The organism is Duganella sp. OV510, from assembly GCF_900100205.1.
Classification (GTDB): domain Bacteria; phylum Pseudomonadota; class Gammaproteobacteria; order Burkholderiales; family Burkholderiaceae_D; genus Rugamonas.
In genome coordinates, this window is record NZ_FNEQ01000006.1 from 193,269 (window position 1) to 205,379 (window position 12,111).

Here is a 12,111-nt window from a genome sequence, read left to right on the forward strand (position 1 = left end):
CGGCTCGCTTAGGCGATGCAAGCCAGGAAGGCTTGCTCCAGCGTGGCGACGCCATATTGCGCGCGGCATTCTGCCGGCGTGCCGGCAAAACGGATGTGGCCGTCATGCAGGATGGCCATGCGGTCGCACAGCTCGTCAACATCAGCCAGCGCGTGCGAGGTCAGGAACAGCGTGCTGCCGGCCCGGTGCCGCGCGCGCAGCTGCTCTTTCAGGCATGCGCGCGCTTTTGGATCGAGGCCACTCATAGGCTCGTCCAGCACATACAGCGGCTTCTGTGCCAGTAGACTGGCTGCCAGGCCCAGCTTTTGCGTCATGCCTTTGGAATAATTGCGCACTTTCTGTTTGAGCGCGTGCGCATCCAGGTCGAGCGCGGCCAGCGTAGCGGACACAGCTTGTGGATCGTAACGCATGCCCTGCAAGCTCAGCAGATAGCGGATGAAGTCGGCACCGGTCAAATAGTAGGGCGGCGTGAAGCGTTCGGGCAGGAAGCCCAGCGTCGCGCGCGCGCTGGGCCGATGGTGCGGCTGGCCGAAGATGTCAATGCTGCCGCCGTCCAGTGCACAAAAATCCAACAGACATTTGATCAGGCTGGTTTTGCCGGCGCCATTGACGCCGACCAGGCCAAAGCTCTCGCCGACGCGCAGTTCCAGGTCTACGCCGCGCAGTACAGTGGCCGCACCATAGCGTTTGACGACTTGCTGGAAACGCAGGGCGGGCACGGTCATGGTTCGGCGAGGCTGTTGAAACGACCTACACTGTAGCGCATCCGTCCAAAGAAAGCGACACCTTAACTCGCCCTGAACGCCCATCTGTCATAGAATGGCCGCAAGTTTTGGTGACAATTGTTAAGGAGTAGGTATGTCTAGGCCAGATAAAGTCCGGCTGGGTGAAATCCTCGTGCAGCAAAAGCTGCTGTCGGAGGAACAACTGGGACTGGCGTTGGCCGACCAAAAACGCAGCGGCCGCAAGCTGGGCCGCGTGTTTATCGAGAACGGCTATGTGACCGAAGAGCAGATCGCCAGCGCGCTAGCGCGCCAGCTCAACATTCCGTACCTGAACCTGAAGTTCTTCAACATCAATCCCGAGATCGTGCGGCTGCTGCCGGAAACCCAGGCGCGCCGCTTCCGCGCGCTGGTGCTGGAAGACCGTCGCGGTTCGCTGCTGGTCGGCATGTCCGACCCGACCGACCTGTTTGCATATGACGAGATCGTTCGCATCGTCAAACAGGACATCGAGCTGGCAGTGGTCAACGAGACCGAGGTGATGGGAGCGATCGACCGCATCTACCGCCGCACCGAAGACATTTCCGACCTGGCGCGCGAGCTGGAGCAGGATCTGGGCGATGCCTCGGTCGACTTCGGCGCGCTGGCGGCAGCCAGCCCGAACCTGGAAGAAGCGCCGGTGGTCAAGCTGCTGCAATCGGTGTTTGACGACGCCGCGCAGGTACGCGCCTCCGACATCCACATCGAGCCGCAGGAAGGGCGCCTGCAGATCCGCTTCCGCATCGACGGCGTGCTGCACCTGCAAACCGAATCCGATATCAAGATCGCGCCATCGCTGGCCCTGCGCCTGAAGCTGATGTCGGACCTGGATATTTCGGAAAAGCGCTTGCCGCAGGATGGGCGCTTTGCCGTGCGCGTCAAGAATCAGCGCATCGACGTGCGTATCTCGACCATGCCGACCCAGTACGGTGAATCGGTGGTCATGCGCCTGCTGAACCAGGGCGGCACGCAGCTGAAGCTGGATGCGATCGGCATGCCGCGCGGCGTGCTGGATAAATTCCGCGCCATCATCCAGCGCCCGAACGGCCTGGTGCTGGTGACCGGGCCGACTGGCTCCGGCAAGACCACCACGCTATATTGCGCGCTGTCCGAACTGAATTCGGTCGAGAAAAAGCTGATTACGGTGGAAGACCCGGTCGAGTACCGGCTGGCTGGCATCAACCAGGTACAGGTCAACGACAAGATCGACCTGAATTTCGCCCGCGTGCTGCGTTCGGCGCTGCGGCAAGACCCGGACATCGTGCTGGTCGGCGAGATGCGCGACCAGGAAACTGCCGCCATCGGTCTGCGCGCCGCCATGACTGGTCACCTGGTGCTGTCGACGCTGCACACCAATGACGCCGTCAGCACGCCGCTGCGCCTGATGGACATGGGCGTGCCGCGCTACATGGTGGGCTCGTCGCTGCAGGCGGTGCTGGCACAGCGCCTGGTGCGGGTGATCTGCGAAAGTTGCACCACGCCGTATGAGCCGACGCCGACCGAGCGCGAGTGGCTGAGCCTGGAGTTGAACGACAAGGTCGACAAGGGCCGCTACTTCCATGGCAAGGGCTGCTCGCATTGCAACGGCATGGGCTATCGCGGCCGTACCGGCGTCTACGAGTTGCTGGAGATGACCAGGGCGGTGGTCGATGCGGCCAATGATCCCGATCCGTCGCACTTCCTGAAGGTGGCCAGCCAGCAGATGGCTGGCGAAACGCTGCGCCGCCATGCTGTCATGCTGGTGGTGCAGGGTCGCACGACGATTTCGGAAGCGATGCGCATCAGTAACCAGGTCGAGGAATAATCCGTGCCTTTTTTCGCGTACAAGGGCCGCAACGCGCGCGGCGAGCTGATGCAGGGCGTGCTGGAGGCGGCCGATAGCGGCGCTGTGGCTGACCAGTTGTTCAATACCGGCGTGACGCCGATCGAGATCGTCGTCACGCGGAAAAAAGTGGCCGATGGCGAAAGCTGGTGGGCCAAGCTGCTAGAGAAGAAGGTCACGTCGATGGACGTGCAGCTGTTCAGCCGCCAGATGTACACCTTGCTGAAGTCGGGCGTGCCCATCATGCGTGGACTGGCGGGCTTGCAGGAATCGGCGGTCAGTAAGTCGTTTGGCAAAGTCATCAAGGATCTGCGCGAGTCGCTGGACTCCGGGCGCGAACTGTCGGCGGCGATGCGCCGTCACCCGGCGGTGTTTTCGCCGTTTTACCTGTCGATGGTGAGGGTGGGGGAGATGACCGGACGGCTGGAGGAAGTATTCCTGCGATTGTTCGATCACCTGGAGTTCGACCGCGACATGCGTGAGCGCGTCAAGACGGCGACGCGTTATCCGAGCTTTGTGGTGTTTGCCATGATTGCGGCGATGGTGGTGGTGAATATTTTCGTGATCCCGGCGTTTGTTGGTGTGTTCGCCAAGTTCAATGCCGAATTGCCGCTGATGACGCGGGTGCTGATCGCCACGTCGAATTTCACAGTGCGCTACTGGCCAGTGATGGCTGGCGCGCTGGTGGTGGGCGTGTGGGGTTTTCGTGCCTGGATAGGCACCTCCAAAGGCTTGTATCAGTGGGACAAGTTCAAACTTAAAACCCCGGTGGCGGGCAAGATCATCCTGAAGGCGACCATGGCGCGCTTTGCGCGCAGCTTTGCACTGTCGAGCCGTAGCGGCGTGCCGATTGTGCAGGCGCTGTCGGTGGTGTCGCAGACGGTGGATAACGCCTACCTGTCGGCGCGCGTGGAGCAGATGCGCGATGGCGTCGAGCGTGGCGAGAGCATCCTGCGCACGGCGGCGGCCGCGAATGTATTCACGCCCGTGGTGTTGCAGATGATCGCCGTGGGCGAGGAGAGCGGTTCCATCGATGATCTGATGGATGAGATTGCGCAGATGTATGAGCGCGAGGTCGATTATGAGTTGAAGACCTTGTCGGCGCAGATCGAACCAATTCTGATTGTGTTCCTGGGGATCATGGTGCTGATCCTGGCGCTGGGTATTTTCCTGCCGATCTGGGACCTGGGCAAGGCAGCCTTGCATAAGTAAGAGTGTTAAATCGTGATCTTCTTGGAAAGATTTGTGTCGGCGAAACAACGCGGCGCGAGCTTGTTAGAGTTCGCCGTATCGCTCATTGTGGTAGGCATTTTGGGCGGCTTGCTGCTACAACGCTTGTGGTATTACCAAGGCGAGGCGGAGCAAGTAGCTGTGAAGATGACTGTTGCCAATATCCGATCCGCCTTAGAAATTAAGGTGGCGCAAGCTAAATTGCCTGGAAGTAGCTTAGATTTAACCTTTTTAACCGAAGAAAATCCTTTAAATTTACTAAAAGTTAAGCCTGTCAATTATGCCGGAGAACTGTATAGCCCTAGCAAGGAAGACATCGGCGCGGGAAATTGGTGCTTCGACCGGAGTGATAAAAGCCTGATTTATTTGTTAAATAATGAAAAATCTTTCGAAGATTCCCAATCGAAACTTTTGAAATTCAAGGTAAAATTGACCCGCTTGCCCCAACGCCCCGCCAAGCCGTCAGGCGCACCAGACAACGATGGTGTGGCCTTTGAGCAAGTGAAGGACTAGCGCGAACACCGCGCGGATTTTTCGACGATTTGGAGAAAGCAATGAACAAGCAAGCACGCACCGCAATCCCTCAACGCGCCGCACAAAGCGGCTTCACGCTGATCGAGCTGATTGTGGTGATCGTCATCCTCGGCATCCTGGCGGCCACCGCCCTGCCAAAGTTTTCCGACCTGAGCGGCGATGCCCGCGCAGCTTCCCTGAATGCCGCTGCTGGCGCGTTGCGCTCTGCTGGCGCGATTGCTCACGGCCAGGCACTGGTTAATGGCACCGCACGCGAGGCTAGCTCTACCGTCACGCTGGAGGGAGTTTCTGTTGCCACGGTATATGGCTATCCAGCGGCGACGGCGGTGGCACTGCGTGCTGCGGCGGGCTTGAACGCTGAAGATTACCGTATCGCGACCAGCACGGACTCTGACGTACCTACGATGAGCGCGAGTCAGTTGGCTATTCAGCCAGCTAAAAATCCAAAAGCCGCCTGCGCCATTATCTACACTGAAGCGACGGCATCAACTCCTGCTACCGTGGAAATTCCTGTCAACACTGGTACAGCTGCTACCTGCCTGTAATTCCCGCTGCTGCTGCTGGGAAAGCAACGTGAAGTTCGGCTATATTAGGCGCAGTGCCGGCTTCACGATGGTGGAGCTGATTACGGTTCTGATCGTGATGGGCATCTTGGGGGCGATAGGCGCTTCCCGGTTCTTTGATAACAACGCGTTCGAAAACCGGGCGTATGCCGACCAGGCCAAGACCATTCTCCGCTACGCGCAAAAGCTGGCTGTCACTGGCAATCGCTTCATCTTCGTGCGTACTGACGGCGCCAGCTTTGCTGTCTGCACGACTGCCGCTTGCGGCGCCAATGATCTCATAACCGCGCCTGGCGGCAGCAATAGCGGCAGCCGCGCGACCCGCGCCGCCTGTGTGCGGAACAATGTCTACGTTGCCAGCTGGATGTGCGAAGGGAGCCCCGGCACTGTTGCTGTCGCCGGACAAGCCGGCGTCACCGCCATCGGCTTTGACGCACTTGGCCGCCCGTACACCGTCAACAACGCCAACGTCTCAACGTCTCTTGCCAACCGTATGGACCTGACCTTCACCAGCGGCAGCAACAGCAGCCAGATCCGCATCTGGCCGGAGACGGGCTATGTACAGTAAGTGCCGCCAGCGAGGTTTAACCGTCGTCGAACTGGTGATGTTCATCGTCATCGTCGGCGTGGCTGCTGCCGGCATCCTGCAAGTGATGGATCTGACCAACCGCAATAGCACCGATCCAATCCGCCGCAAGCAAGCCATGCTGATCGCCGAGGCCTATATGGAAGAAGTCCAGCAGGCGCAGTTCACCGCCTGCGATGCAGGCGATCAAAACGCTGGCACAGCTATCTACATCACGGCGCCTCCGCTGAATCCCGCGCATCCGGAACTCTATTGCGCCGGTGCAGCTGAAAATTTTGGCCCTGAAGCGAATAACGTGCGGCCATACGACAACGTCAACGACTATGCGTCAGCCAACTACAACCAGGGCGATTCAGTGCGGCCGTTTGTGAACGCTGCCGGCGTTGATACCGACGTGACCGGCGCGCAGCTGGGGGCCGGCTTGGGTAACGTCCAGTTGAACGACTACACCACCACGCTGGCGCTGCGTAACGTCGCCCTGAACGGCATTGCCGCTGCGGACGTGCTGGAAATTACCATCACCGTGAGCTACGGCGTTGGCGAATCCGTCGTGTTGCAAGGCTACCGCACGCGCTACGAACCGAGGGCGCTATGACAATGATGGTCAGACGCGCGCGCGGTTTTACGCTGGTGGAAGCCATCGTCGTCATGGTGATTACCGCCATTCTGGCCGGCGTCATGGTGCTGTTCATCCGCCGTCCGGTGCAAAGCTATGTCGACACTGCCGCCCGCGCCGACATGGCAGATGTGGCCGAAATCGCACTGCGCCGCATGTCGCGTGAACTGCACGGCGCTGTGCCCAACAGCATACGCCTGTCTGCCGTTGGCGGCGTCTCGCTGCTGGAATTCATTCCCAGCGTTGCTGGTGGCCGCTATCTGGATGTCAGCGATGGCACGGACCCAACCGACCTCAACCTGCCAGCGCTAAGCTTCACCAACGCGAACGCCCTGCGGTTCTACGTCGTCACGCCGATGCCGGTTGCGCCATATGCGATCGCGCCTGGAGACGCCATCATCGTCTACAACCTGGGCAGCGGCATTACAGGTTCGGATGCCTATGAGAACAACGCCGCCAATCGCGCCACAGTGGGTCAGGTCGATGTGAATGGCAGGGTGATTACGATGACAGCGCCCAACCGATTCGTCAACGGCGCTACCTCCTCGCCCAGCAAGCGCTTCATTGTTGCCCGAGCGCCTGTCACCTTTGCCTGCGTGGACAATGCCAACGGCACCGGCACGCTGACGCGCTATACGAATTACAACTTCCGCGCTAATCAGCCGGATCTGGCGATGCTGACTGCGAATGCCAGCGCCGCGCTGATGGCTGACAACGTCCGGGGCTGCTCGTTCACCGTGCAGCAACTGGCCAACCGCAACACGGCGCTGATCGGGATAGCCATTGCGCTGGCGCGTCCAAGCCCTGGCAGCGGTGGCAATGGCCTCGAAACCGCCACGCTGGCCCAGCAAATCCAGGTGAACAACACGCCATGAAACAGACCTCATTCATGCGCCTGCGGGCACGCGGCAAGTCGGCTGGTGTCGCCATCGTGACCGCCATCTTCCTGCTGGTAGTGGTGGCCGGTTTGGCAGTGGCCGTGGTCTCGTTGAGCAGCTCGCAGCAGGAAGCATCTGCCAGGGACGTGCAGGCGCAGCGTGCGTACCAGGCTGCGAAGGCCGGCGTTGAATGGGCAGCATATCGCGGCCTGCGCACCAACTTCCCGGAGGGGCAGTTGCCACCGCCACCGCAGCCGTCGGTCGCTTTGGGTTGCCCCGCAGTGGCTGGCACCAACAATTCGCCGGCGCCGATCAGCTTTGTTCCGCCGGCCACCACGCTGTCAGGATTTACCGTGACGGTGCGGGTGACGTGCGATGTGGATGGCGGCGGCGTTGGCGATCGCAGTCCGAATGACCAGACCGCGTGGCATGTGAGCATCGAGTCCACCGCCTGCAATCAGCCCGTCAACGGTGCCTGCCCGAACAACGCGCCGGGGCAGGACTATGTGCAGCGGGTGATCCGCGCGCAGCTATAAAGCTGCAATGGTGTGGGAATGTGTGTATTTTTGCAGCAGGATTGTCATTTTAGGCATGTTTTGCAGCGGAAGTTGAATATAATCAAGCGTCTAGCGCGTAAACCTCGTGTGTTGAGATATGGGTTTTTTTAAAAGAACTAAAAAATCGGACGGCTGGCTGACAGTCACCTTCTTGCGCGACGGCGTTTGTACTGGCCGTGTGCAGCGTGTGCGCGACGCCAAGGCTGTCGTGGAAGTGGCCGCCTTCTATCCCGCGGACAGCGCTTTGTCGCCGGAAACGCTGGCACGCCTGAACAAGGAGCTGAAGGCCGGCACGTATCAATGCGGCACCATGCTCAGCGGCGGCGAATACCAGCTACTGATGGTCGACGCCCCCAACGTGCCGCAGGATGAGCTGAAAACCGCCGTGCGCTGGCGCTTGAAGGATATGCTGGACTTCCATATCGACGACGCCACCATCGACGTGCTCGACATCCCGGTCGATACGAACGCGCCATCGCGCGGCCACTCGATGTTTGCGATTGCCGCGCGCAACACGCTGATCCAGTCGCGTCAGACGCTGTTCGGCGAAGCCAAGCTGGACCTGAACGTCATCGACATTCCCGAAATGGCGCAGCGAAATATCTCGGCCCTGCTGGAAACCGACGGCCGTGGCCTGGCCATGCTGTCCTTCGACGCCGACGGCGGCCTGCTGACCATCACCTACAAGGCCGAGCTGTACCTGTCGCGCCGCATCGACGTCACGCTGGAGCAATTGCTGGAGCGCGATTCCGACCGCCAGCAAGCGCAGTTCGACAAGATCACGCTGGAGCTGCAACGCTCGTTGGATCACTTTGATCGCCAATTCTCTTACGTGAATGTGCTCAAGCTGCTGCTGGCGCCAACCGGCGCCGAGGGCTTGCACGAGCACCTGGCCTCCAATCTGTACATGCCGGTGGAAGCAATGACGCTGGACGATGTGTTCGACCTCTCCAAAGCACCGGAATTGAGGGACGTCGCCCAGCAACAGCGTTTCTTCCTGACGCTGGGCGCGGCCCTTCGGCATGAGGAGGTGACGCTGTGAGCCAGCAGATCAACCTGTTCAATCCGATCTTCCTCAAGCAGAAGAAGATTTTCACCGCCTTGCCGATGGCTGAGGCGCTGGGCGTCATCATCGCTGGTGCGCTGCTGCTGAACTGGTACGCCGCCAACAATGTGGACGAGCTGGAGCAATTAGCCAACGAAGGCAAGGCCACGCTGGCCAAACGCGAGCAGCAATTGATACGTGCCAATGCGCAGTTTGCGCCGCGCGCTCCGGACGCCGTGTTACAGGCCGATCTGAATGATGCCGAAGCCGAGCTTAAAGCATTACGCGATGTCTCGGCGGTGCTGCAAGGCGGCGCGCTGGGCAACACCAGCGGCTATGCTGAATACTTCCGCGCCTTCTCGCGCCAGAACGTCAACGGCCTGTGGCTCACCGGCGTCACCATCAGCGGCGCCGGCACCGACATCGGCGTGCAGGGCAGGGCCATGCAAGCGACGCTGATCCCGAACTACATCGCCCGCCTGACCGGCGAGCGCGTCATGCACGGCAAGGCTTTCGCCAGCCTGGATATCGGCCGGCCGGACGCACCGCCGTCGCAAGCGGCTGCTGCGCCAGCACCGGCAGACACGGCACCGGCCGCAGCGGCGGCGTCGTCATTCGTTGAGTTCAGCCTGCAATCGACGCCAGTGCAGGAGGCTGCCAAATGAAAGAGCAATTGCTGCAACAATGGATTAAGCTGAGCAGCAAGCTGGATGCGATGACGCTGCGCGAACGCGCGATGATCTTCGCGGCAGTAGTAGCTGCCATCCTGTTCCTGATTTACACGGTGTCGGTGGAGCCTTTGCTGAGCCGGCAGAAGGTGCTGAGCTTGCAGATCAAGAGCCAGCAAAACCAGATCGCCGGCATCGATGCTGAAATCAGCGCCAAGGCGCAAACCTTTGTGGTTGATCCGGACGCCAGCACGCGCGAGCGGCTGACCAAAGTACGGCAGGAAATCGACACCACCAGCGCCGGCCTGATGGCGGTGCAAAAAGGCCTGGTGGCGCCGGACAAGATCGCGCCTTTGCTGGAGCATCTGTTGCGCGGCAATGGCAAACTGAAGCTGGTATCGATGAAGACCTTGCCGGTCGCCGGCCTGAACGAGGCGGCGCAACCGGCCAATGCTGCGACGCCGCCGGCCGCTTCAGTCGCGCCAACAACATCAGCTGCGCCGGCCGCCGCTGGCGCCAAGGCCGCTGTCGCGCCGCGCAAGCCGCGTGAGCTGCTGTACCGTCACGGCGTCGAGATCGTATTGCAAGGCAGCTACCTGGACATGATCGGCTATATGGATGCGCTGGAATCGCTGCCGGTGCAGCTGTTCTGGGGCAAAGCCCATCTGGACGCGCAGCAGTATCCGAATTCGCGCCTGACGCTGACGCTGTACACGCTGAGCCTGGACCAGAAATGGATGAAACTATGAAACGCGCGCTAAGCCCCAGCCTGCTGCTGCTGATGCTGTCCGGCGTCGCCAGCGCGCAAGCGCTGACCGATCCGACCCAGCCCCCGCCGGAATCGCGCCTGCTGCCCGCCAGTGAGGCGGATGTGCAGGTGTCCCGTGGCCCTGTGCTGCAATCGGTATTGATCGGCTCGAACGGTCGCCAGGTGGCGGTGATCGACGGCCAGACCGTGCGCAGGGGCGAAAAATTCAATGGCGCCACGCTGGTCCAGGTCGGCAAGAACCAGGTGGTGCTGCAAAACGGCAGGAACAAGCAGACCCTGACGCTGTTCCCCGAAGCGGCCAAGAAAGCCGCACATTAAATGCGAAGAACGAGTATGCAAAATATCCTGACCATCGCTTTCGCGACCTCCATGCTGCTGCTGGGGGGCTGCCAGACCGCGTCCACGCGCGATACCTACGACAAGATCAGCGGCGAGGTGAGCGCCGCCGCCGCCAAGCCGGCCACGGTGACGCAGAACGAAGCCGTGTCGGCCGCCTTGCTGCCGCCGGTGTCGCAACTGAGCGAACAACTGCCGAAGGCGCGCGTGGTGCTGGAGGAGCGCTTCAACGTCTCGTTCAACAATGTGCCGGTGCAGCAGTTCTACAACTCGATTGTTGCCGGCACCCGCTACAACATGCTGATCAACCCGGAAGTCACCGGCAATATCACCGCCAACCTGAAAGACGTGACGCTGTTCGAGGCGCTGGACGCGATCCGCGAACTGTATGGCTACGACTACAAGGTGGAAGGCACGCGCATCTACATCCGTCCGCTGACCATGCAGACCAAGATGTTCAAGATCAACTACCTGACCGCAGTGCGCAAGGGGCAGTCCAGCCTGCGCGTATCGTCGACATCGGTCGCCAATGCCGGCACCAGCAATAGCGGTAGTCAGAACAACGGCAACAACGGCAATAACAATACGAATAACAACAATAACAGCAACGATCCCAACAATCCCGGCGGCAGCCAGAGCCAGCGTGACTCGGCCAATGTCGCCACCGTCTCGGAAAGCGATTTCTGGCTGGAGCTGAAGTCCGCGCTGGAAGCCATTGTCACCGTCGGCAAGGATGGACGCAGCGTCACCATCAGCCCGCAGTCCGGCGTGCTGGTGGTGCGCGCGATGCCGGATGAATTGCGCAATGTGGACCTGTATCTGCGCGCCACCCAGCTGTCCGTTGACCGCCAGGTGATCCTGGAAGCCAAGATTCTGGAGGTGGAGCTGAATAGCAACTTCCAGAGTGGCGTCAACTGGGCGGCGTTCGGCAAGCATTTCTCGATTGGTACCTTGCAGCCGGGCGCCACGCTGGGGCCGCAGGGGACGCCGCTGAGCAGCACCGGCAAAGCCGGCGTCAGCGCCACGCCCGGCAGCCTGATCGGTGCCTCGGCCGATGCGGCGGGCACGCTGTTGGGCCTGGCGTTCCAGACCAGTAATTTCGCTGCGCTGATTTCCTTCCTTGAGGGGCAGGGAACGGTGCATGTGCTGTCCAGCCCGCGCATCGCCACGCTGAACAACCAGAAGGCGCTGCTGAAGATCGGCACCGACGAGTTCTATGTCACCGGCGTCAGTACCACCACCAGCACCGCCGGCAACGGCACCGGCGTGACGTCGCCGACCGTGACGCTGCAGCCGTTCTTCTCGGGTGTGGTGCTGGATGTGACGCCGCAGATCGATGACGAAGGCAACATCATCCTGCACGTACACCCATCGGTGAGCCAGGTATCGACCATCAATAAATCGTTGAATCTGGGTTCGCTGGGCAACTACAACCTGCCGCTGGCGGCGTCGTCGACATCGGAAATGGACAGCATGGTGCGTGGACAGAACGGCCAGGTGGTGGCGATCGGTGGCCTGATGCGTCAGGCCACCACCACCGATAACTCCGGCCTGCCGGGCATGGCCAAGGTTCCGGTGATTGGTGCGCTGTTCGGCAGCAAGAGCGAAGTGGTGCAGAAGCGCGAACTGGTGGTGCTGATCAAGCCGACCATCGTGGAAACCTCGTCCGACTGGAATCGCGATCTGCTGGATAGCGGTCGTCGCATGAAGGAACTGGACCCTGGCCGCGCCGGGGGGCGCAACTGA

14 protein-coding genes are annotated in these 12,111 nt (G+C 60.8%); 13 read left to right on the plus strand and 1 reads right to left on the minus strand.

The features are described 5' to 3' along the window. Window positions 1–8 precede the first annotated feature (8 nt). Window positions 9–725 (minus strand): ABC transporter ATP-binding protein, encoded by a 717-nt coding sequence (locus BLS51_RS17345; RefSeq protein WP_090185214.1) that lies wholly within the window; start codon window positions 723–725, stop codon window positions 9–11. Between the two features lie 133 nt (window positions 726–858). On the opposite strand from BLS51_RS17345, the gene BLS51_RS17350 reads away from it, so the two are divergent. From BLS51_RS17350 to mshL, 13 genes are all read left to right on the plus strand, one after another. Next, entirely contained in the window at window positions 859–2,565 is a 1,707-nt protein-coding gene (locus BLS51_RS17350; protein WP_090185217.1) for a GspE/PulE family protein, read from the plus strand. A gap of 3 nt (window positions 2,566–2,568) precedes the next feature. Further along, window positions 2,569–3,795: a type II secretion system F family protein gene (locus tag BLS51_RS17355; RefSeq protein WP_090185220.1), complete on the plus strand. Its 1,227-nt coding sequence runs from the start codon at window positions 2,569–2,571 to the stop codon at window positions 3,793–3,795. A gap of 33 nt (window positions 3,796–3,828) precedes the next feature. Then, entirely contained in the window at window positions 3,829–4,326 is a 498-nt protein-coding gene (locus BLS51_RS17360) for a type II secretion system protein (protein ID WP_090185223.1), read from the plus strand. Between the two features lie 41 nt (window positions 4,327–4,367). Next, window positions 4,368–4,892, plus strand: a complete 525-nt coding sequence (locus BLS51_RS17365; RefSeq protein WP_090185228.1) for a type II secretion system protein — start codon at window positions 4,368–4,370, stop codon at window positions 4,890–4,892. Window positions 4,893–4,920: 28 nt separating this feature from the next. After that, window positions 4,921–5,478: a type II secretion system protein gene (locus BLS51_RS17370; protein ID WP_090185232.1), complete on the plus strand. Its 558-nt coding sequence runs from the start codon at window positions 4,921–4,923 to the stop codon at window positions 5,476–5,478. Further along, complete coding sequence (locus tag BLS51_RS17375; protein ID WP_090185235.1) at window positions 5,468–6,091, plus strand: type IV pilus modification PilV family protein; 624 nt, start codon at window positions 5,468–5,470, stop codon at window positions 6,089–6,091. Before BLS51_RS17370 ends, BLS51_RS17375 begins: the two co-directional genes overlap by 11 nt. A 2-nt stretch (window positions 6,092–6,093) precedes the next feature. Continuing rightward, window positions 6,094–6,987 carry a type II secretion system protein gene (locus BLS51_RS17380; RefSeq protein WP_175472609.1) on the plus strand — a complete coding sequence of 298 codons (894 nt, stop codon included), beginning with the start codon at window positions 6,094–6,096 and terminating at the stop codon, window positions 6,985–6,987. Continuing rightward, a complete protein-coding gene (locus tag BLS51_RS17385; protein ID WP_229207625.1) occupies window positions 6,984–7,526 on the plus strand; it encodes an agglutinin biogenesis protein MshP in 543 nt (180 codons plus the stop codon). Before BLS51_RS17380 ends, BLS51_RS17385 begins: the two co-directional genes overlap by 4 nt. Before the next feature lie 118 nt (window positions 7,527–7,644). Then, a complete protein-coding gene (gene pilM / locus BLS51_RS17390) occupies window positions 7,645–8,589 on the plus strand; it encodes a type IV pilus biogenesis protein PilM (RefSeq protein WP_090185238.1) in 945 nt (314 codons plus the stop codon). After that, window positions 8,586–9,257 carry a hypothetical protein gene (locus BLS51_RS17395; RefSeq protein ID WP_090185239.1) on the plus strand — a complete coding sequence of 224 codons (672 nt, stop codon included), beginning with the start codon at window positions 8,586–8,588 and terminating at the stop codon, window positions 9,255–9,257. Before pilM ends, BLS51_RS17395 begins: the two co-directional genes overlap by 4 nt. Beyond that, a complete protein-coding gene (locus BLS51_RS17400) occupies window positions 9,254–10,009 on the plus strand; it encodes a hypothetical protein (RefSeq protein ID WP_090185240.1) in 756 nt (251 codons plus the stop codon). Before BLS51_RS17395 ends, BLS51_RS17400 begins: the two co-directional genes overlap by 4 nt. Beyond that, the gene (locus tag BLS51_RS17405) at window positions 10,006–10,347 is read left to right on the plus strand and encodes a hypothetical protein (RefSeq protein ID WP_090185244.1); all 342 of its coding nucleotides are present in this window, start codon (window positions 10,006–10,008) and stop codon (window positions 10,345–10,347) included. The genes BLS51_RS17400 and BLS51_RS17405 overlap by 4 nt, the downstream gene beginning before the upstream one ends. A gap of 15 nt (window positions 10,348–10,362) precedes the next feature. Beyond that, window positions 10,363–12,111, plus strand: a complete 1,749-nt coding sequence (gene mshL / locus BLS51_RS17410) for a pilus (MSHA type) biogenesis protein MshL (protein WP_090185247.1) — start codon at window positions 10,363–10,365, stop codon at window positions 12,109–12,111.

Excerpts from the sequence above, each read along its gene's own strand:
- BLS51_RS17380 (WP_175472609.1), top strand. The coding sequence starts at position 6,094 with ATGATGGTCAGACGCGCGCGCGGTTTTACGCTGGTGGAAGCCATCGTC.
- mshL (WP_090185247.1), top strand. The coding sequence starts at position 10,363 with ATGCAAAATATCCTGACCATCGCTTTCGCGACCTCCATGCTGCTGCTG.
- BLS51_RS17385 (WP_229207625.1), top strand. The coding sequence starts at position 6,984 with ATGAAACAGACCTCATTCATGCGCCTGCGGGCACGCGGCAAGTCGGCT.
- BLS51_RS17405 (WP_090185244.1), top strand. The coding sequence starts at position 10,006 with ATGAAACGCGCGCTAAGCCCCAGCCTGCTGCTGCTGATGCTGTCCGGC.
- BLS51_RS17345 (WP_090185214.1), bottom strand. The coding sequence starts at position 725 with ATGACCGTGCCCGCCCTGCGTTTCCAGCAAGTCGTCAAACGCTATGGT.
- BLS51_RS17350 (WP_090185217.1), top strand. The coding sequence starts at position 859 with ATGTCTAGGCCAGATAAAGTCCGGCTGGGTGAAATCCTCGTGCAGCAA.
- BLS51_RS17375 (WP_090185235.1), top strand. The coding sequence starts at position 5,468 with ATGTACAGTAAGTGCCGCCAGCGAGGTTTAACCGTCGTCGAACTGGTG.
- BLS51_RS17365 (WP_090185228.1), top strand. The coding sequence starts at position 4,368 with ATGAACAAGCAAGCACGCACCGCAATCCCTCAACGCGCCGCACAAAGC.
- pilM (WP_090185238.1), top strand. The coding sequence starts at position 7,645 with ATGGGTTTTTTTAAAAGAACTAAAAAATCGGACGGCTGGCTGACAGTC.
- BLS51_RS17400 (WP_090185240.1), top strand. The coding sequence starts at position 9,254 with ATGAAAGAGCAATTGCTGCAACAATGGATTAAGCTGAGCAGCAAGCTG.